Below are 20,309 nucleotides of genomic sequence, written 5' to 3'. Positions count from 1 at the left end.
GGAGTTTTGTATGTCTTTAAAGCTAGGTGTCATTGGTACGGGCGCTATCGGCCGGGACCATATTCGTCGGTGCAGCCAGACGTTGCTCAACAGCCAGGTGGTGGCGGTCACCGACATCAACCTGGAGCAGGCTGCCCAGGTGGTGGCCGATTTGAAGCTGGACGCCGAGGTGTACCCGGACGGGCGCGCGCTGATCGCCTCTCCCGAAGTAGAGGCGGTGCTCGTGACCTCCTGGGGCCCGAGCCACGAAGAGTTCGTGCTGGCGGCCATCGCTGCCGGCAAACCGGTGTTCTGCGAAAAACCCCTGGCGGTCACGGCTGAGGGCTGTCGCCGCATCGTCGACGCCGAAATCGCCTACGGCAAGCGCCTGGTGCAGGTGGGTTTCATGCGCCCGTATGACGAAGGCTATCGCGCCCTGAAGGCGGTGATCGACAGCGGCCAGATCGGCGAACCGCTGATGCTGCACTGCGCGCATCGCAACCCGACGGTGGGCGAGAACTACAAGACCGACATGGCGATCACCGACACCCTGATCCACGAACTGGACGTGTTGCGCTGGTTGCTCAATGACGACTACGTGTCGGTGCAAGTGGTGTTCCCCCGCAAGTCGAGCAAAGCCCTGGCCCACCTGCGCGACCCGCAGATCGTGCTGCTGGAAACCGCCAAAGGCACGCGCATTGATGTGGAAGTGTTTGTGAACTGCCAGTACGGCTACGACATCCAGTGCGAAGTGGTGGGGGAGACCGGCATCGCCAAACTGCCGGAGCCGTCGCAAGTTCAGCTGCGCAGCGGTGCAAAGCTGTCGAATGCGATTTTGATGGACTGGAAAGATCGCTTCATCGGCGCCTATGACGTGGAGTTGCAGGCATTTATCGACAGCGTACGCGCCGGCCAAGTCGGCGGGCCGTCGGCGTGGGACGGTTTTGCGGCGGCGGTGGCGGCGGATGCGTGCATCCAAGCGCAGGGCAGCGAGCAGATTGTGAAAGTGAGCTTGCCGGATCGACCGCATTTCTACGGTTAAACCACTGAAGAAACCCGATTGAAAAATGTGGGAGCTGGCTTGCCTGCGATAGCGGTCTTTCAGTTGCAAATGTAGTACCTGATGCACCGCTATCGCAGGCAAGCCAGCTCCCACAGTTGACCGGGGTTGGTAGATCGTTCCCACGCTCTGCGTGGGAACGCCTCAATGGACGCTCCGCGTCCGCTTTTGATTGTGACGCAGAGCGTCACGGGCTGCATTCCCACGCAGAGCGTGGGAACGATCAAGGGATCTACTTATGAGAATTGGACTAGTCGGCTACGGCCACGGAGGGCGCTTCTTTCATGCGCCGCTGATTGCCACGCTGCCAGGCGCCACGTTTGTTGGCGTGGTCACCCGTTCACCTGAGCGGCGCCAGCAGTTGGCAACCGACCACCCCGGCCTCAAGGCCTTTGACTCCATCGGCCAGATCGTCGAGGCCGGCGTTGACGCGCTGGTCATCTCCACCACCCTCAAAGGCCGCCCGGCGCTGGTGCTGGAAGCCATCGAACACGGCGTGGCGGTGGTCAGTGACAAGCCTTTTGCCAGCAACGCCGAACAGGCCCAGGCCCTGATCACCGCCGCCGAGCGCCAGGGCGTGTTGCTCAGCGTCTACCAGAACCGGCGCTGGGACTCGGACTACCTGACCCTGCGCAAGCTGATCGACGCCGGTGCCCTGGGCGACATCACCCGGTTTGAATCCCGCGTGGAGCGCTACACCCCCGACGCCGTGGGCAACCCCAGTGGCGGTGGCTGGCTGCGGGATCTGGGCAGCCATCTGGTGGATCAGGCGCTGCAACTGTTCGGCCCGGTGGATCGGGTGTTCGCGCAACTCCAGTTCAGTACGGAACACCCAACCCTCGACCACGGCTTCTTTGTGTCGCTGACCCACGCCAACGGTGTGATTTCGCACCTGTGGGGCAGTGCGCTGCAAAACAGCCAGGCCCCGCGTTTTCGGGTCAGTGGTACCCGCGGTTGCTACACCGTCGATGGCCTGGATGGTCAGGAAGCACTGTTGCTGGCCGGCAAGTCGCCAAAAACCGAAGGCGAGCATTGGGGCGCCGAAGAACACCGACGCTGGGGCTGGTTCGAGCAGGGTGAAGAGCGCGAACGGGTGCCGTCGGAAAAAGGCTGCTGGACGCAGTTCTATCGGCAGTTGCACAGTGCGGTGCAAGGGTTGGGGCCGTTGCCGGTGGATGCCTGTGATGCGCTGGAAACTACCCGTATATTGGACGCTGCGCGGCTCAGTCATGAGCGTCAGCAAGTGGTCGAAACAACGTCGCAGTAGGGCTTTTCCAGAAAAATAGAACAAAATTCCAAATTGTGTTGATATGGAATTAATTTTCCAATAAAGTCTTTTCCAGGTTGCAGAAAGTACGCTCGAACCCGATTCGCGCGGCTCAACAAAAACAAGATCAAAAACAACCAGGTACCGTCAGATGAAAATCTTCAACGCTGTACTGCGAGTTTTACGCCCTGCCCAAACGCCACGCGGTCTGCCCCGCGCCCGGCCATTTTACTTCTCCTTCCTCAATGTGCTGTGCGTCGAAAACAAAGACGCGCTGGTGTGCTGCATTCCAGGCGCTCCGGTGGTTCGACTGCCTACTGCGCAAGGCCCGCTCTGATCAACGTAACGTCCAACAAAATCAACAAGAATGTGGAGACAGACCGTTCATGAAGACCCCGATCCGTTTTACCGCGCTGGCCCTGTCGTTGATGCTGGCCAGTGGTTTTGCCAGCGCTGCCGATATCAAGGTGGGCGTGAGCATGTCCGCCTTCGATGACACCTTTCTGACCTACCTGCGCGAAGACATGGACAAGCAAGCCAAGTCCTACCCCAAAGGCGACGGCGTGCAGCTGCAGTTCGAAGACGCCCGTGCCGACGTGGTCAAGCAACTGAGCCAGGTCGAGAACTTCATCAGCCAGAAGGTCGACGCGATCATCGTCAACCCGGTGGACACCGCGTCGACCAAGAACATCATCAGTGCCGCGACCAAGGCCGGCATTCCGCTGGTGTTCGTCAACCGCCGCCCTGACCAGAAAGACCTGCCCAAGGATGTGGTGGCCGTGACCTCCGACGACGTCGAGGCCGGCAAGCTGCAAATGCAGTACATCGCCGACAAGCTGGGTGGCAAAGGCAATATCGTGATTTTGCTCGGCGACCTGGCGAACAACTCGACCACCAACCGCACCAAGGGCGTCAAGGAAGTGCTGGCCAAGTACCCCGGCATCAAGATCGAACAGGAACAAACCGGCATCTGGCTGCGTGACAAGGGCATGACCCTGGTCAACGACTGGCTGACCCAGGGCCGTGATTTCAACGCGGTGCTCGCCAACAACGACGAAATGGCGATTGGTGCATCGATGGCTTTGAAGTCGGCGGGCAAGAAAGACGTACTGATCGCAGGGGTTGATGGCACGCCGGACGGTTTGAACGCAATTACCAAGGGCGATATGGCCGCCTCGGCGTTCCAGGACGCCAATGGCCAGGCGGTCGGTTCGGTGGAAGCGGCGCGCAAGATGGCCAAGAAAGAACCCGTCGAGCAAAACCAGGTGATCCCGTTCCAGTTGATCACCCCGGACAACGTCGCCAAGTTCAAGTAGCCCCGACATAACAACAATAAGCCGGCAGGGCGGTCACGGCCGCTCTGCAGATGGAGTACCTTTCTATGCTCGCTCAAGCGACTGTCCCGCAGACTGCCGGCGCCCAGGCCCCGCTGCTTGAAGAACCCTACTTGCTGGAAATCGTGAATATCAGCAAAGGCTTTCCCGGCGTCGTGGCCCTGGCTGATGTGCAACTGCGTGTGCGCCCAGGTTCCGTGCTGGCGTTGATGGGCGAGAACGGCGCGGGTAAATCCACGCTGATGAAGATCATCGCCGGCATCTATCAGCCGGACGCCGGGGAAATCCGTCTGCGTGGCAAGCCGATCGTGTTTGAAACACCACTGGCGGCGCAAAAGGCCGGCATTGCGATGATCCACCAGGAACTCAACCTGATGCCGCACATGAGCATCGCCGAAAATATCTGGATCGGCCGCGAGCAGCTCAACAGCCTGCACATGGTCAACCACCGCGAAATGCACCGCTGCACCGCCCAATTGCTGGCCCGGTTGCGCATCAACCTGGACCCCGAGGAACACGTGGGCAACCTGAGCATCGCCGAGCGGCAGATGGTCGAGATTGCCAAGGCCGTGTCCTACGACTCCGACATCCTGATCATGGATGAACCGACTTCGGCCATCACCGACAAGGAAGTGGCCCACCTGTTTTCGATCATTGCCGACCTGAAAGCCCAGGGCAAAGGCATTGTCTATATCACCCACAAAATGAACGAAGTGTTTGCCATCGCCGACGAAGTGGCGGTGTTTCGCGACGGTCATTACATCGGCTTGCAACGCGCCGACAGCATGAACAGCGACAGCCTGATTTCGATGATGGTCGGCCGCGAATTGAGCCAGCTGTTCCCGGTGCGCGAAACGCCCATCGGTGAGTTGCTGCTGACCGTGCGTGACCTGCGTCTGGACGGCGTGTTCAAGGACGTGTCATTCGACCTGCACGCCGGTGAAATCCTCGGTATCGCCGGCCTGATGGGCTCGGGACGTACCAACGTGGCGGAAACCATTTTTGGCATCACCCCAAGCAGCGGCGGGCAAATCACCCTCGACGGCAAGCCGGTACGCATCACCGACCCGCACATGGCCATCGAAAAGGGCTTCGCGCTGTTGACCGAAGACCGCAAGCTCAGTGGCCTGTTTCCGTGCCTGTCGGTGCTGGAAAACATGGAAATGGCCGTGCTGCCGCATTATTCGGGCAACGGTTTTATTCAGCAAAAAGCCCTGCGCGCCCTGTGCGAAGACATGTGCAAGAAGCTGCGAGTGAAAACCCCGTCCCTTGAGCAGTGCATCGACACGCTGTCCGGCGGCAACCAGCAAAAGGCCTTGCTGGCGCGCTGGCTGATGACCAACCCGCGCCTGCTGATTCTCGACGAGCCGACCCGTGGCATCGACGTCGGCGCCAAGGCCGAGATTTACCGTTTGATTTCCTTCCTCGCCAGTGAAGGCATGGCCGTGATCATGATTTCGTCCGAGCTGCCTGAAGTGCTGGGCATGAGCGACCGAGTGATGGTGATGCACGAAGGCGACCTGATGGGCACCCTGGACCGCAGCGAGGCGACCCAGGAAAAAGTCATGCAGCTGGCTTCCGGTATGACCGCAGTCCACTGATTACAGAATAAGAAGGTGATTGGCTATGAACGCAATAACAGACAACAAGCCCGCCACGGCACCGGTCAAGCACCGGCGTCGCATGCCCACCGAGCTGAGCATCTTTCTGGTGCTGATCGGCATCGGCCTGGTGTTTGAACTGTTCGGCTGGATCGTGCGTGACCAAAGCTTTTTGATGAATTCCCAACGCCTGGTGCTAATGATTCTGCAGGTGTCGATCATCGGTTTGCTGGCGATTGGCGTGACCCAGGTGATCATCACCACGGGGATCGACTTGTCCTCCGGTTCGGTGCTGGCGCTGTCGGCGATGATCGCCGCCAGCTTGGCGCAGACCTCGGACTTTTCCCGGGCGGTGTTCCCCAGCCTGACCGACTTGCCGGTGTGGATCCCGGTGGCCATGGGCCTGGGCGTGGGGCTGCTGGCGGGGGCGATCAACGGCAGCATTATTGCGGTCACCGGCATCCCGCCGTTTATCGCGACCCTGGGCATGATGGTGTCGGCCCGTGGCCTGGCGCGTTACTACACCGAAGGCCAGCCGGTGAGCATGCTGTCGGATTCGTACACGGCCATCGGCCATGGCGCGATGCCGGTGATCATCTTTCTGGTGGTGGCAGTGATCTTTCACATTGCCTTGCGCTACACCAAGTACGGCAAATACACCTACGCCATCGGCGGCAACATGCAGGCGGCGCGCACCTCGGGCATCAACGTCAAGCGCCACCTGATCATCGTGTACAGCATCGCGGGCCTCTTGGCAGGTTTGGCCGGTGTGGTGGCCTCGGCACGCGCCGCGACCGGGCAGGCGGGCATGGGCATGTCCTATGAGCTGGATGCGATTGCGGCGGCGGTGATCGGCGGCACCAGCCTGGCAGGCGGGGTAGGGCGCATCACCGGCACGGTCATCGGCGCGCTGATCCTCGGGGTGATGGCCAGCGGGTTTACCTTTGTCGGGGTGGACGCGTATATCCAGGACATCATCAAGGGGCTGATCATCGTCATTGCGGTAGTCATCGACCAATACCGTAACAAGCGCAAACTCAAGCGCTGACAAGTAAGGGGCCATGCAGGCATCACGCCGATGCTGCCCCTTAACTGACCCCCCTTCTTTTTCAAGGTACCAGTGGCAGGAAACGCCATTGCGCCAATTCCTTGCTGATCCCGCCCCGGTGCACGTCTACCACGCTTTGCGGGCTGACAGCCTTGTTCAACAGCGAATAGTAATTCTCGGTGCGCTGAGCCCTGGTTTTGAGATGGGCCACGGTGTATTCAAGTTTGGGGGTGGTGGCCTGCGGGTAATGAAAGTGTGCATACCACACGGGATAGCCGCGTTTGTCGTTGATGGCGTACTCCTGGATAAAGTCGCGCCGTTCGCCCTTCAAGGCGATGCGCGGGCTGAGGCTGGCGAGCTGGACCTGGTCCTGTTCAAGCAGATAAGCCAGATGGCTGTCGGTGGGCGCAAGTTCCAGCGTGCGCTGAATGCGTAACGTGCGGTCTTTGGTCTTCAAGGTTTCCACGGCACCGAGCAATTCGCTGACCAGCCCGCGGTCGGCTGGAGTTTGCCGGTCTGCGGGTTGAGCGGTGATGGCTCGGTCCAGTTCATTGGCCAGTGCATCGAAACGCGTTGCTTCGGTGTCCAGGCTCTCCTGTATTTCTATCGGAAACCTCGATACCCGCGCATAGCCTTCCTGACGTTTGACCGTCGAGTCCAGTGTCTTGAGCCGCTGGCGCGCGTCGCCCTTGATGACATTGAGTGCACGCGTGTCCGGCAGCGGTCCCGGGGCGGAAGGCAGACGCCGGTATTCAATTTCGTCCCAGCCGCTTTCGTGCTCCGAATAAGTGGCCAGCAACTGGTCGGTCTGTTCGGAGCGAACTTCCACGGTATCGATAGGCAGGGTGTTGTCAGCGGGCTTCATATCGCCAATCAGGACGCCCTGCTTGCGAGTCTTGATGACCTTCTTCTGGACTTTTCCAGGCGTGCCGAGTGCCCGCTTGGGTGGTCGTTTCGGCGATTCGGCTATTGGCTTGACCACCGAGGCCAGCTGTTGCACCACGTCCTGGTACAACGAATTGATCAGCGCTTGCAGAGATTGGAATTCGGCCATGTTCAAGCTTTCGGCGTGTACCAGCCCGATGCCCTGCAAGGCGTCCACGGCCTGGGCGTAGTGCTCGAACAGGCTGTCGAGCACGGCGAGGCGGTCGGCGGCGCCAAGGTTGAAGGTGTTGAGTTCGCTGTGGGTGCGCACTTGCGGGGCCAAAGGGTCAAGAATGGCATCCAGTTCATTGTCGAACAGACCGGCCCGCCAGTCCTTTTTGCTCAGGTTTTTCAGATTTTGCAGTTGCGAATATTTGAGCGCGAGTGCGCTGAGCTCGTCGGGGCGTCCGTGAGTCAATCGGTTGTAGCGTTCAAGGCCGGGCTGGCCGAGGTTAAACAACTCCAGCAGGGCGTTGTCCTTGGTTTCCAAAGCCTTGATTTGGCGCTCGTTGATCAGGCTCAGGTCCTTGAGAAAGTCTGAGTAACGGGAAGGGTTGGCAAGGATTGCCGGTAACGCCTGCTCGTAAGGCGCACTCAATTCAGGTGTTTCGGCGTAGAGCGCCTGGCGGTCCATGTCGGCGACAACGACCGACTTGCGTGCATTGTTGACGGTGTTTTCCAGAAACACACCGGCAACATCGACAGGCATGGGGATGCCCAGTTCGCTGCGCTCCTGACGGCTGTCGAGAAAACCTGCATAAACGTTCATTTGCTCATGCAGGGCGTTGTCGAAATTCTTGCGTGTATTGGCACGGGCCTTGTCGCTGTACTTGGGGTCGGTGGCGGCGCGGTTCATCAGCGTCTGGGCCATGTCGACCTTGTCCTGCAACAGTTGTTGCGGGCTTTTGAGGGTTACCAGGGCGCCTTGCTGCATGACCTGCGGGCTGTGGGTGAACCGGGTCTGCTCTTCGCCCAGTTGTTGCTTGCGCAAGGCTTTGCGCTCGCGCTCGGCGGCGATGCGCTTGGGCGGCATGCCGCCGCGCAGGCGCAACTGCAAATCGATCGACCAGTTACCCTGACCGTCCGATTTCAGATACGGGCCATGATGTTGGGTGTTGAACGGGTCAACGATCACCACGCAGTCAGGTTCAAGACGAACCTGGTACCAACCTGTATCAATGAGCGCGTACCAATCACGCAGGTAGTGATAGAGGCCGCGATGCGGGCCGCTCGACACAGGGTCAGGCAGCACCTCAGGCTTGGGCACCTGCAGCAGCGACAGACGCTGCCGTTGGTCCGCCGTCAACCGCTGGCGTGCGCTGGCAAAGCCGAAGTCGACTACGCTGTTGGCCAGCCCTGAACTACCGCCGCCCAACAGGACGGCGCCGTGTTCGACGGGGGCGGCGGGCAGGGGCGGCCATTGTTCGGGAACGCGCCGTGCCAGTGGCGAGTGCAGAATCTGCTCTTGGTGATGGCTTGACAGGTTGAGTTTGGAAGGCACGCGTGTCGGCACAAGTTCGAACATCAGCATGCCGACGTTCAGCAGCAAGTCTGCCCAGGCCAGCTCGCGGGTTTGGGCGTCTGCACTGTTAACTGCCGGGATATCCCGATTGGCGCTGCTTGACAGGCTCAGCAACCAGCCCGTCAGCATGAGTGGCCCGCGCAGCAATGGCAGCAGCAGCGTACTGAACAGCAGGCCGGCACCTTCCAGGAATACCCGCCAGCGGCTTTCGGCGTTGGATACGGACTCATGCTCAGCCTGATCGACCAGCGCGCGTGCGTTGGCGCCGTAGAGGTATTGCATCAATTCGCCGTTGGCCAGGCACTGCAACAGTTCGTCATTGATTCCATTGGCGGCAAGGGTGGCCGGCGCAGGTATTTCAGGTCGGTCGAATTCACTGCCGGCACCAAACCGGACGTAGTGCGGCTGTGCAAACCCGCCGTTGTCATAAATGGGGCGCGCGCCGTCGGACAGCCAGGTCAGCACGCTGGTTTGCAGCTCGCCCGGTGTGGCGATGGCACTCATCATCTGCGCGCGGCTGCTGAACTGCAGCAGCGCGTCGGCATAGAGCGGGCGATAGAGAATATGCGGCCCGATGTCGCTGTTTTCCGGTTCGATGATGTACATGTTTGCAACCCTATCCGCAGCTGCGCCGGGCTTGCGCTGCAGTGCAAGCTGGCGGATGACGATGGGCTGACCGTCCACCCTGCGTTCCCCGGCCTGGCCAGCGACCAATGCCGCGACGCAGGCAGCCCCTCGTGCCGTAACGCCGTTGACCTGCTTGAGGCTCGACTCCAGCGCCAGCAACGGCAGTTGCGCCACCGCCTGCGCGGCAAAACGGCGTTCTCGCTGACGGGATTCTTCGTTGTCCCCAAGCAGGCGGTTCTTGAGCATTTCAGGGTAAGTCTTGCCAATGTTGACGTGTTGAATCAGGCCGCCGCTGCCGGTGAGGTAATCGGCCGTGAGCCAGGCTGGCAGGGGCTGGTTGTTGCGGTGGGCTATTGTGAATTGCCCCTGTGGTCGACTTTGCAGGTTGTTGATGGCCAGGTCCGTCAGGCTCATGCGGACGTTTTCGACGTAGCCCGCGCCACCCGGGTAGCCAGCGGCCACATGAAAGGTCAATTGAAGGTCAGCGGGCTGGAACTGCGCGGCGCGAGTCTGTTCGGCGCGGATGTTGTCGAAGCGGATCTCATCCTGCTGCAACTGGTTGAGCAAGGCGGTTTGGGTGTAGGTACGGATATCCGGCAAATCACTGAGGAAGGTTTCACCCTCGCCGCGTTTTTTGGCGCTGGCCAGTTTCAGGCTCAAATGCCTGTACTGCGCGCGTTCGTGCGGGGTGGCCCGGGTTAGCCACTCAGGCAGCTGCTGGCGCAACGTTGTCAACGTCGGGGCGCTGTAACGGGCGGCGTTTTCAAGGCTTTCGACCGGGTTGGTGATGTGCCAATACACGCTCTTGAGCGCCTCGAGGCCGAACTGGCTGCCCAGCTTCAGGTTTTGCAACTGATGTAGTTGATGATTGAGGATGATCGACGACTGGGTCTCAAACAGATGACCGTCCGCCTCGAAACGTTGGAGAGTCACGCGCTCGAATACGGCGTCCGGTTCGAGCGTGTGTGCCCAATTCGACAACGCCGACTCCAGGGTGTAGTAGCGTTCATAACCACCCGCCGCGTAGCACCACAAGATATGCGGCTGGCCTTTGAATACGGGGATCAGAATCAAGTCGGGGGCCAGCCGCTGTTGCGTGCGCTTGCCTGCCGTAAAGGTTGCCATGGGGAAGTACGCATGGACGGCGGCATCGCCGTAGCGGGCCAGGCGCAGGTCAGCGTCTGGATACTCGACCAGTTGTTCGAGTATTTCCCGTTCCAGCGGCATGAGGTCGTTCGTCTGGATGAGTGCCATGCGCAAGGTGTCTCGGAGCACCTCGCTGAACCACTGCCAACGCGTTACGCCTGTGTCGCTGGTGCCGTTCCAGTGCGCCGCGAGGGCATTTTGCAGCGCGGCTGGCAATGTCTGAGGGAGGGATTCGACCAACCCCTGGACGATCTTCATGTCCAGAGGAGCGCCCTGTGCAAGCAGTGGAGTGGGAGGGATGTGACTCAGCTGGCAGCGGCGGCCATGACGGTCGCTGAAGTCCGGCGCAGTGCCATTGGCAAGCAGGTCCAGTGCCAAAGCCATGAGTGATTGCCGGCTCCAGCCTCCGCGAGAGGTCGGTGTGAGCAGCTGCGTTCGGGTCAGGTCAAAGGTCAGCGATGGATAAGCCTGGTTGATGAGAGTTGCCAGCAATTGTCGGGTAACCGCGATCAGCGTCGGGCGGGAGCCGAACTGGGTATTGACGGCGCCGCTGAGGGGTTCACCGGCAGGCGATGGAGCAGGGCTTGGGGGCATAACGGGGGCTTTCCTGGTTGATTACTGATGTAGGGCGCTAGCTAATGCCTATTCACCTGGGGCCGGGCGGTAGCTATTGCTGGGCAGCAAATCAACCATTCGTCTTTCATATAGCTCCACAACACTGAATTTCTTGCTATAAACGCACTCCGATGACCATTCGCCGAGCCCGTCCTGGTGCTTTTGGGGGTTATCTCGGAAAAAATGCCTGTCTTTTCAGTTGCTGCGCCCTCAAGTCGGCCTTAGACTGCCGCCCCTCGTAAATTGAGTGCCGGGTGGCGCTTGGAATGGATGGCGCCTTTCCGAGACCTGCAGAGGTCGGCCGGAACGCTCCCTTATTCGCCTTAATGCACGTATTTTTTATAGAGAAATCAATGACAAAGGAAAAGTTGCTGGCCATGCCGGCGGATGACTACATGAATGCCGAACAGCACGCTTTTTTTGAGCAATTGCTGCAAGACATGAAAGTGGAACACCACGAGCGCATTGAACAGAACCGCATCGCCATTGAAAGCCTGGACACCCCGGCCGACCCGGCTGACGCTGCTTCCGTCGAAGAAGAGCGTACCTGGCTGGTAAACGCCATCGACCGCGACCAGCGCATGCTGCCGCAGCTTGAGCGCGCACTGGAGCGCATCAAGGAAGATTCCTTTGGCTGGTGTGATGACAGCGGCGAGCCTATCGGCCTCAAGCGCCTGCTGATCAGCCCGACCACCAAGTACTGCATCGAAGCGCAAGAACGCCACGAGCAAATCGACAAGCACCAGCGCCAGGCCTGATGCGCTGAAGCTGGGCACTGCCTTTGCGGTGCCCTGGAAACACCGGTTACACCCACGTCTATTGATCTGCTGCAAGCTACCCCACCAAAGGCCCATGGATAATGGCTAGATAGTGGCGTTTAATGCAGAAACAATAACGACAAGCAGTGGGGTAACAACGATGGCTGGAGACGGATCTCTGATGGGCGCAGCAGTGCCACCACACACGGTGGCGCGCACGCTGCCCGGCTGGCTCACGCCGCTTCTGCAGAGCACCGCCCTGGTGCTGGTACTGCTGGGCCTGGCGTTTGCCGGCTTGCCGCTCTATGTATGCCTGCCGGTGATATTGCTGGTGGTCTGGCTGCCTTCCTTAAAACACCGCGCGCCGCGTGAGACGCCTTCCCAGGCCGTGGATGCCATGGGCGAGCTGACTCGCGACCTGTCCTATACCACCAGCCACAATGCGTTGTCGGCCGCCGGCGTGGCCTATTCGGTCAAGCAATTGGCGGCGCGGTTGCAATCGCAATTGAGTGCGGCGAAGCAGATTGTCAGCAGCGCCGAGGTCATGATCGGCACCGAGCAGGTGACCTCACAGCTCAGTCGTCAGGCATTGGGCGCGGCGAGTCAGGCTCACCAGCGCAGCACCGAGGGGCGCGAAGTGCTGGCCCAGTCGATCACGCGCATGCATCAGCTCAGCCAGCGTGCGAATGCCAGCCGCGAACTGATTGAGGCGCTGAGCCAGCGCAGTGAAGAAATCCAGCGCGTCACGCTGGTGATCCAATCCATCGCCAGCCAGACCAACCTGCTGGCATTGAACGCGGCCATTGAAGCGGCACGCGCCGGTGAGCATGGCCGCGGCTTTGCGGTGGTGGCTGACGAAGTCCGTGGCCTGGCCGGGCGCACGGCCACGGCCACCGATGAAGTCGGGGTAATGGTCGCCGATATCCAGCAGCGCACCGCGCAGGTGGTGGAGCAGATTCGCCAACTGTCGACAGACCTGCACACGGGGGTTGAACAGGTGGAGCACGCTGGCGAGCAGTTGGAAAGCATCGCGAGTCTGGCGGCGGATGTAGAAGGGCAGGTCAATGAAATCGCCCAGGGCACTGATACCAACCGCACGCAACTCGACAGTCTGTTTCACGCCGTGGAGCAGATGCGCAGCGATTTGTCGGTCAGCGACCAGCAGACCCGCCAACTGGCCGATGTAGCCGTACAAATGGAGGGGCAGGCGGAAACCATCAGTGAACGCCTGGCCGAAGTCGGCCTGGACGATTATCACCAGCGCATCTACGACCTGGCCCGCGAAGGTGCCAGTCGCATTGCCCAACAGTTCGAGGCTGACGTGCTGCAACGCCGTATCAGCCAGGAAGACCTGTTTGATCGCAGCTACACGCCCATCCCCAACACCAGCCCGAGCAAATACCACACGCGTTTTGACGGTTATACCGATGAGGTACTGCCGGCGATTCAGGAAGCGCTATTGCCGCGTCATGAAGGCTTGGTGTTCGCCATTGCCTGTACCCCTCAGGGCTACGTGCCGACGCATAACAAGGCGTTTTCCCACGCTCTGACCGGCGATGCCCAGGTCGACGCGGTGCAGAATCGCACCAAACGCAAGTTCGAAGACCGCACCGGCATTCGCTGCGGCAGCCATCAGCAAGCGGTGCTGTTGCAGACCTACACCCGTGACACAGGGGAGTTGATGCATGATTTGTCGGTGCCGATCATGGTCAACGGCCGGCATTGGGGCGGGTTGCGTCTGGGCTATAAACCGGAAGGGGCACCGGCGGTCCGCTAGGGATTGTTGCTGTTTATGCAATGGAGCTATTCCGCGGATAGCTTTTTCCAACTGGCAGAAAACCGTAGCATGATCAACATTGTTAGCAAGCTAACTAGTGTTGCGGAGAAGCTCCATGCAAAACAAGGTCGATGTGGCCGTGATGATCGGCAGTGGTGTACCCGAAACCCTGCGTGCGCTGGGTCAAAAAGCCTGTTGGGTCGTGCTGCTCAATGGCGAGCAACGCGGCACGGCCTTCGCCAGCCGCGATGAAGCCGAGGAGTGCAGGGCTGCCTGGCAAGCGCTGATGCAGCTCGAACAGTCAGACAGCCTGCATTGAGGCGGATTATTGTGCCTGGTGCAGACGCTGGTTCAGCTCGTCTACCGGGATGGCCCACTCGGCATCTTCACGCAGTTCTTCTTTGAGGAACTGCGCTTGTTGTGGCGTCCAGAAGGGCGCGTCGATCAACTTGACTTCTTCAGGCAGCGGATGCGCGACGATAAAAGCATCGATGGCCTCGGGCGTCGAATCCAGGCCCAGTTGTTCGAACAGGGTTTCAAGGGTGGGAATTGGCGCGTCCATTGGTCGTTCTCCATGCAAGGTGATGGTGGCTATGCATGTGAGGCTGGTGGCGCGGCAGAGTTCTATCGGATTGTCAGGAATTGAGCGCACCGGAGTCCACGGCCGCTTTCAGCGCTTTGGCGGCATCTTTTGCTGCCAGTGCCGCGGCGTCGACGGTTTTGAACCAGCGGTCTTTCTCCACCTGGTGCGTTGTGACGGTTTTCAAGGGGGGTTTGGCGCGCATGATGATGACAGCCTGAAACTCACCGTCTATTTCCCTTGCATCGCCATGGATGAAAAATTCGCCAATATCAAATTCCGTCACGTATTGCCTTCCCTTTCAGATAACCGCATCAAGGTAACTGCACAGATAAAACCGGGCCCCGAAGTGGGGCGGGTCAGTATGGCAGTTGTTGGGCGGCGGCGGCGGGGGAATGTCAGCCAGGTGACGAAACGATTGCACCGTGGAGCGCATGCAGGCCGGCTTCCAGCTCTCTGGCCAGTTTGCAGGCCTGGATGTGGTTGCTGCGAAAGCCTTTGATCCTGCCGCTGGTCACCTCGAGAATATGAAAGAAATTGCGTCCGGCGGGTACAACTTGGTAAAGAACAGAATTGGAGTACCCGCTGTCGCTGTTCAGGCAGTAATATTGGCGCTCGTCTTGGCCAAATGTACGAGTGCGGGAAGACATGGCGGCGTGTTGACGTGGTTGCATGGTCAGCTCCTGTCGATCGATCGTGTTGGTCACCCGCAGCGTTTCGGGTGGTTTTGACCCGCGTTGCTGTTTTAGTATTGTTGCCGGCAGCCCGCGGCTGGTTCCAGACCAAGTGTTTTAGGCTGTGACGGCTGTCGGAAGCTGCGTTTTTAACTGGGTTATTCTCTGAAGCGGGCCGGCTCGTATTCTCGGACCGGTGAACCTGTGATTTCCTGTGATGCCTGATGACCTTTCACAAGGTCCATCACGCATGCCTGTACTAGTCTTACGGCGCAGCAAGGGATCTTCTTCAGTTTTTTAAAGCATGTGTTGTGTGATCGTGCCCGCTGGGCCGTTTTTTTGTGCTGCCCGCTCCGGTGGTCAGCGCTCTTTTTGATGTGGGGGCGTTTCCTTGGCAGTCAGTAATCTGGATATGCACGCGTTATTCGTGCTGGGTGATTTGCGCGCAAAGTTGGTCAAACAGTTTCAATCCCGTTTTGTTTACATCACTGAACAGACGCCGGAAGGCATCTATATTGCCGAGATCGATACCGAAACGGCGCTGGTGGTGGATGACAAACCCCGTCTCGAACTCAAGGTTGGCGATCACTTTCGTGCAGCCGTGTTGCCCAGCCGTGAAGGCGGCAAGTTCGAATTGAAGTTTCGTGACATCAAGTTGACGGTCTATGGCCTGGGCGATTACGCCTTTGTTTCTTCGGCAGAAGGCCAGGGCATCGTGTTCAAGGAAGGCCACAGCGTGATGTTGGTGTTCGCAGCCCACGAGCAATTGCAGGAAGGCTTGACCAAAACCCTCAAGGCCGTCACCGGCAAGGCTGCCAAGTGGCGCAAGGGTGAACTCGTCACGTTCAAGGCCAGCGAGTAATTCATAAACTTGCTGTGCAAGCCTGCTCTCCCGGAACCTCTACTACAGTTGAGTTGACTTAACTATTCAGAGGCTTCGCGCATCAGCAGCAAAGCCCTCCGCCAGTGCTGCGAACACGCGAGGTGCAAAAAGCATGAAAGGATTGAGAACCCTGTTGGCCGCGTCCCTGACGACCTTGAGCCTGTCGGTGGCGTCACTGCCGGTATCCGCCGCCCAGGCGCCGGTGCATTTCGCCGACCTGAACTGGGAAAGCGGCAGCCTGATCACCGAGGTACTGCGGTTTATCGTCGAGAAGGGCTACGACCTGCCCACCGACACCTTGCCCGGTACCACCATCACCCTGGAAACCGCCCTGGCGAAAAATGACATTCAGGTGATCGGTGAGGAGTGGGCCGGCCGCAGCCCGGTCTGGATCAAGGCCGAAGCCGAAGGCAAGGTGCTGGGCCTTGGCGACACGGTCAAGGGGGCAACGGAAGGCTGGTGGGTGCCGGAATACGTGATCAAGGGCGACCCGTCCAAAGGCCTCAAGCCCTTGGCACCGGACCTGAAAACCGTACAGGACCTGGCGCGCTACAAGGACGTGTTCAAAGACCCCGAATCTCCCGGCAAGGGGCGCTTCCTCAATAGCCCGATCGGATGGACCTCCGAAGTCGTCAACGCGCAGAAGCTCAAGGCTTACGGCCTGAACGACAGCTATGTGAATTTCCGCAGCGGCTCGGGTGCGGCGCTGGATGCCGAGATCGCCTCGTCGATCCGCCGAGGCAAGCCGGTGCTCTTCTATTACTGGTCGCCCACGCCGTTGATGGGCCGTTACAAGTTGGTCCAACTGGAAGAGCCGCCGTTTGACGCCGATGCCTGGAAGACCCTGACCGATGCGGATAACCCCAACCCAAGGCCGACACGTTCGCTGGCGTCCAAGCTGAGCATTGGTGTGTCGACGCCGTTCCAGCAAGAGCATCCGCAGATTGCCGCGTTCTTTACCAAGGTGCAGTTTCCGATTGATCCGCTGAACAAGGCGTTGGCGGCGATGAGCGAGAATCACACGCCGCCGCGTGAAGTTGCGCAGGCCTTTCTCAAGGACCATCCCGAGGTGTGGAAGGCGTGGTTGACGGACGATGTCGCGCAGAAGGTTGAGGCGGGCTTGAAGTAACTTAAACCTCGAATACAAGTGCAGCTCCGAATGTGGGAGCTGGCTTGTGTGGGAGCGGGCTTGCCCGCTCCCACATTTTTATGCATTCCAGCCTTAGAACCGGGTCTGCACCGCCACCTCAAACGTCCTCGGCGCCCCCAGGTAGTAAGCCGGCGACACATGCGCAAACTCGGCATACACCTCATTCGTCAAGTTGCGCACACGCCCCGTTACCGAGGTGTGCGAGTCCACCTTGTAGCGCAGGAAAGTTCCGAACAGCGTGTAGGCCGGTACCGTCTGAGTGTTGGCGTTGTCGGCATACACCTCGGCCACGTACCGTGCGTCCACACCGCCTTGCCAGTCTTCGGCGAAATCGTAGGTCAGCCACAGATTACCCACGCGCTTGGGCACGTTCGTCGGCGTGTTGCCTTTGCGCGAAACCACGGCACCGCTGGCGATTTTCTCGTTGAAGTCGTCGTACTCGGCATCCACCCAGGCGAAGTTGCCTTCAGCCAATAACGTGGGCGTGATGCGCAATGAACTGGCCAGCTCAATGCCCTTCGACGTCTGCGCGCCTACGGGAATGCTGTTGTTCGGGTCCAGCGGGTCGGTGACGGCAAAATCCTTGCGTTCGATCCTGTAGGCGGCGACGGTGGCCGAGCCACGCCCGTCCAGATAGTCGAACTTGCTGCCCACCTCCCACTGCTTGCCGGTCGACACGTCAAACACCTGCGTCGTGGTCGAAGGTTGCTCGGCGGCAGTGCTGTATTGCACATACACATTGGCCGATGGAATGAACTGGTAGGTCAGCCCCACGCGACCGGTGACCGGCTCCCAGCTGCGCTTGAAGTGGCGCGGGTTGGTGACCGTAACCACGCGATGGTTGGTGACATCCAGGTCGATGGCGTCATAGCGCAAGCCGGTCAGCAGCGACAATTTGTCGGTCAGGCCCAGGCGATTCTCTACGAACAGCGCTTTGGTGGTGACGGCGTTGGTCTTGTCCTTGACGAAGCCCGGGCGAGTGCCCGGAATGTCATAGAAGTGCCCGGGGTTGTAGTTGTTTGGATCCACCGTGCTGTTGCCCGGTACATTCAAGGGGTTGTTGGTGGTGCTGTTGACCTTGTATTCAAAGCCGCCGGACCAGGTCGTCGAAAGGCCGAAGAAACTGTCGTCGTGACGCAGCTCGAACTGGTTGCCGTTCTGCTCACCTTGATGGCGTACTTGGTAGGCGGTCGAGCGATTCACCGCGCTGTTGTCCGCGTTGTACTGGTAAGTCTCCAGGTTGCGGTAATCGCGCTGGCTGTCCAGGTGATACAGCGTGTTTTTCAGCGTGGTGCTGTCGTTGATCCGGTAGTCGATGATCGAGCGCATCCAGAGGGTGCGTTGTTCGTAACGGCCATCGGCGACGTTGTAGTTGTTGAAGCGGTTGTGCCTGTCGATCTTCAGCTCGCCGGCCTTGGGGTTGAGGACCGGCGTGCCCCAGTAGGGGCTGTCCTCGTGTTCATCCTGATATTCCAGCGCCAGGGTATGGGACAGGTCGGGCGTCAAATCACTGAGCAGGGAAAACGCCACACTCCAGGCATCACGCTGGTCGCGGTCGATGTAGCTGTGGTTGGTGTTGCGGCTCACGTCCAGGCGCGCGTAGTGCTGTACATCGGCACCCGGCTCGGTCAGGGCGTGATTCAGGCCAAAGGCCATGCCCGCCGTGTCGTAGCTGCCATAGGTGAGCTGGCCTTTGGCGGCCTGTTCCTCACGGGTCGCCAGTTTGGTCACGTAGTTCAGCGAGCCGCCTACGGAACCGGCGCCGTTGATCAGGGAGGAGGGGCCGCCCACCAGCTCAACCCGGTCGTAAATCCACGCATCCACTGGCCGGGCCAGGCCCGTGGCGACGTTGATACCGTTGAACATCTGGGTGATCTGGCTGCTGGTAAACCCGCGATAGGACACAAAACCGCCAAACCCCGGCGGTGCGCTGGCGTTGACACCAGGCAGGGTGTTGGCCGCATCGCGGAAGGTCTTGGCGCCATGGCGCTCGATATCATTGCGTGTGGCGATGGCCACTGACGCCGGGGTTTCCCGCACGCTCAAGCCCAGGCGCGACGCCATGCCGCTGGGTTGATCCAGGGTCAGTCCGGGCTCGGCGCTTTGCTCGCCATCAATGGTGGTAGGGGCCAGTTCAATCGCCCAGGTGCAGACGGGCAGGCAGCCGAACAGGCCTGCCAACAGGGGTAAATGTTTCATGGTTGAATCCTGAAAAACTTGGCTGAAACAACGCACAGCCATCCCTGTTCCTCAATGGGAACGGAGGCCGGTGCGGATCGGAAAGCGAAGAGTCAGGCGAAAGCGGGAGGCGCGCGCGGGTTGGCCGTGGGCCAGGTGAAACGGGCAGGGATGTCAGCGGCAAGCACCACCGCCGGAGGCGGTGCATGGGGTTGTGGCAGCACCGCCACATTCAGGCTGGAACTGAGCGCCGGGCCCATGCCGCCGGTGGAACACAGCGGGCAACCAAAGGCCTTGGCCAGGGTCGGCAGGTTTTCATCGGAGGTGTTGGTCGAGGCGGGCGCCTGGGTGCGCGGGTCGACGGTACAGAACTGACCACCGATGCCATTGAGCTGCATCCCCAGCATCTGCCCATGGCCAATACTGCACGCGAATACATTGAACAGGACGCAGCAATAAAGCATCCAGGCAATGAGCGAACGGTCGGCACGGGCGATTTTCATGGGGCGGCACTTTACCATCAGCTGCCGACGAAATGCCTACAAAAAATCTCAGGGCGACTATCCTCATTCGCACATTTTCAGGGAGCGTCAGCCATGAGCTTTGTCATCGCGCGATGGATTGTGGGGGTGTTTGCCTGCATCAGCATGGTGCATTTGTACTGGGCGGCGGGCGGCAAGCTTGGCAGCCTGGCGGCCATTCCACAATTACCGGGCGAGTTCGCCAGAGGCCCAAGACCCGCGTTCAAGCCTTCGGCACTGGGCACGTTTCTGGTGGCGTTGGGGTTGGTCGCAATTGCCTTGCTCGTCTGCTTGCGCGCCGGGCTGTATTTCTCGCCGGTTTCCCATGGGGCCCTGCAGTGGGGGATCAGCGCGATTGCACTGGTGATGTTTGCCAGGGCCATTGGGGATTCGGAGTTGGTGGGGTTTTTCAAGAAAGTGGGCGGGTCGAGGTTTGCGCGGCTGGATACATATTTTTATTCGCCGTTGTGTTTGTTGTTGGGGGTGGGGTTGTTGGTGGTGGCGTGGGCTTAAACCTGGCGCCCAACGGCTGGCCCGCCGGACTACACAAGAAAGCGACCCGACTCACTGCGAGAAAGCCGCACAAATAAAAACCACTCTCATCCTTGCCCGATTTCCAGACTGGGCCGTCACTGTTAATAGAACCTCTATTACGCAGGATTTCC

18 protein-coding genes are annotated in these 20,309 nt (G+C 59.8%); 12 read left to right on the top strand and 6 right to left on the bottom strand.

The window, feature by feature from the left end; all coding sequences use genetic code 11:
• The first annotated feature begins 10 nt into the window (after window positions 1-10).
• The 6 genes from iolG (at window position 11) to ATI14_RS25235 (ending at window position 6,289) form a co-directional block, all read left to right on the top strand.
• Complete coding sequence (iolG, locus tag ATI14_RS25260) at window positions 11-1,021, top strand: bifunctional inositol 2-dehydrogenase/D-chiro-inositol 1-dehydrogenase (RefSeq protein WP_016972843.1); 1,011 nt, start codon at window positions 11-13, stop codon at window positions 1,019-1,021.
• 256 nt (window positions 1,022-1,277) lie between these two features.
• A complete protein-coding gene (locus ATI14_RS25255) occupies window positions 1,278-2,306 on the top strand; it encodes a Gfo/Idh/MocA family protein (RefSeq protein ID WP_016972842.1) in 1,029 nt (342 codons plus the stop codon).
• A 151-nt stretch (window positions 2,307-2,457) separates the two neighbouring features.
• A complete protein-coding gene (locus ATI14_RS31730; RefSeq protein WP_080520035.1) occupies window positions 2,458-2,643 on the top strand; it encodes a hypothetical protein in 186 nt (61 codons plus the stop codon).
• A gap of 49 nt (window positions 2,644-2,692) precedes the next feature.
• Entirely contained in the window at window positions 2,693-3,622 is a 930-nt protein-coding gene (locus ATI14_RS25245) for a sugar ABC transporter substrate-binding protein (protein WP_016972841.1), read from the top strand.
• 65 nt (window positions 3,623-3,687) lie between these two features.
• Window positions 3,688-5,241, top strand: a complete 1,554-nt coding sequence (locus ATI14_RS25240; RefSeq protein WP_031320159.1) for a sugar ABC transporter ATP-binding protein — start codon at window positions 3,688-3,690, stop codon at window positions 5,239-5,241.
• A gap of 25 nt (window positions 5,242-5,266) precedes the next feature.
• Window positions 5,267-6,289 carry an ABC transporter permease gene (locus tag ATI14_RS25235; protein WP_026083090.1) on the top strand — a complete coding sequence of 341 codons (1,023 nt, stop codon included), beginning with the start codon at window positions 5,267-5,269 and terminating at the stop codon, window positions 6,287-6,289.
• A gap of 61 nt (window positions 6,290-6,350) precedes the next feature.
• Here ATI14_RS25235 and ATI14_RS25230 read toward each other — a convergent pair whose 3' ends face one another.
• Window positions 6,351-11,102, bottom strand: coding sequence for a hypothetical protein (locus tag ATI14_RS25230; protein WP_100831516.1), 4,752 nt, complete (start codon window positions 11,100-11,102; stop codon window positions 6,351-6,353).
• Between the two features lie 374 nt (window positions 11,103-11,476).
• On the opposite strand from ATI14_RS25230, the gene ATI14_RS25225 reads away from it, so the two are divergent.
• The 3 genes from ATI14_RS25225 to ATI14_RS25215 all read left to right on the top strand — a co-directional run bounded on the left by ATI14_RS25225 (window position 11,477) and on the right by ATI14_RS25215 (window position 13,977).
• Window positions 11,477-11,881, top strand: coding sequence for a TraR/DksA family transcriptional regulator (locus tag ATI14_RS25225; RefSeq protein ID WP_010564800.1), 405 nt, complete (start codon window positions 11,477-11,479; stop codon window positions 11,879-11,881).
• Between the two features lie 160 nt (window positions 11,882-12,041).
• On the top strand, window positions 12,042-13,658 hold the full coding sequence (locus tag ATI14_RS25220) for a methyl-accepting chemotaxis protein (protein WP_418330456.1): 1,617 nt from the start codon (window positions 12,042-12,044) through the stop codon (window positions 13,656-13,658).
• A 115-nt stretch (window positions 13,659-13,773) separates the two neighbouring features.
• Window positions 13,774-13,977: a hypothetical protein gene (locus ATI14_RS25215; RefSeq protein ID WP_016972836.1), complete on the top strand. Its 204-nt coding sequence runs from the start codon at window positions 13,774-13,776 to the stop codon at window positions 13,975-13,977.
• A 6-nt stretch (window positions 13,978-13,983) separates the two neighbouring features.
• Here ATI14_RS25215 and ATI14_RS25210 read toward each other — a convergent pair whose 3' ends face one another.
• The 3 genes from ATI14_RS25210 to ATI14_RS25200 form a co-directional block, all read right to left on the bottom strand.
• On the bottom strand, window positions 13,984-14,220 hold the full coding sequence (locus ATI14_RS25210; RefSeq protein WP_016972835.1) for a DUF2789 domain-containing protein: 237 nt from the start codon (window positions 14,218-14,220) through the stop codon (window positions 13,984-13,986).
• A 73-nt stretch (window positions 14,221-14,293) separates the two neighbouring features.
• Window positions 14,294-14,524 (bottom strand): hypothetical protein, encoded by a 231-nt coding sequence (locus tag ATI14_RS25205; protein ID WP_016972834.1) that lies wholly within the window; start codon window positions 14,522-14,524, stop codon window positions 14,294-14,296.
• Window positions 14,525-14,636: 112 nt separating this feature from the next.
• A complete protein-coding gene (locus ATI14_RS25200; protein ID WP_016972833.1) occupies window positions 14,637-14,912 on the bottom strand; it encodes a hypothetical protein in 276 nt (91 codons plus the stop codon).
• Window positions 14,913-15,324: 412 nt separating this feature from the next.
• Here ATI14_RS25200 and ATI14_RS25195 point away from each other — a divergent pair, with 412 nt between their 5' ends.
• On the top strand, window positions 15,325-15,774 hold the full coding sequence (locus ATI14_RS25195) for a hypothetical protein (RefSeq protein WP_026082950.1): 450 nt from the start codon (window positions 15,325-15,327) through the stop codon (window positions 15,772-15,774).
• A gap of 133 nt (window positions 15,775-15,907) precedes the next feature.
• Window positions 15,908-16,924, top strand: coding sequence for an ABC transporter substrate-binding protein (locus ATI14_RS25190; RefSeq protein ID WP_016972831.1), 1,017 nt, complete (start codon window positions 15,908-15,910; stop codon window positions 16,922-16,924).
• 93 nt (window positions 16,925-17,017) lie between these two features.
• Here ATI14_RS25190 and ATI14_RS25185 read toward each other — a convergent pair whose 3' ends face one another.
• Together ATI14_RS25185 and ATI14_RS25180 are read right to left on the bottom strand one after the other, a co-directional pair.
• Window positions 17,018-19,144, bottom strand: a complete 2,127-nt coding sequence (locus ATI14_RS25185) for a TonB-dependent receptor (RefSeq protein WP_031320153.1) — start codon at window positions 19,142-19,144, stop codon at window positions 17,018-17,020.
• Between the two features lie 92 nt (window positions 19,145-19,236).
• A complete protein-coding gene (locus tag ATI14_RS25180) occupies window positions 19,237-19,626 on the bottom strand; it encodes a DUF2946 domain-containing protein (RefSeq protein ID WP_016972829.1) in 390 nt (129 codons plus the stop codon).
• Between the two features lie 93 nt (window positions 19,627-19,719).
• Between ATI14_RS25180 and ATI14_RS25175 the strand changes: the two genes are divergently transcribed.
• The gene (locus tag ATI14_RS25175) at window positions 19,720-20,157 is read left to right on the top strand and encodes a DUF3995 domain-containing protein (RefSeq protein WP_080520033.1); all 438 of its coding nucleotides are present in this window, start codon (window positions 19,720-19,722) and stop codon (window positions 20,155-20,157) included.
• The last annotated feature ends 152 nt before the right edge of the window (window positions 20,158-20,309 follow it).

This window comes from Pseudomonas tolaasii NCPPB 2192, from assembly GCF_002813445.1.
Classification (GTDB): Bacteria; Pseudomonadota; Gammaproteobacteria; order Pseudomonadales; family Pseudomonadaceae; genus Aquipseudomonas; species Aquipseudomonas tolaasii.
This window is presented reverse-complemented; position numbering and strand designations above follow the sequence as displayed.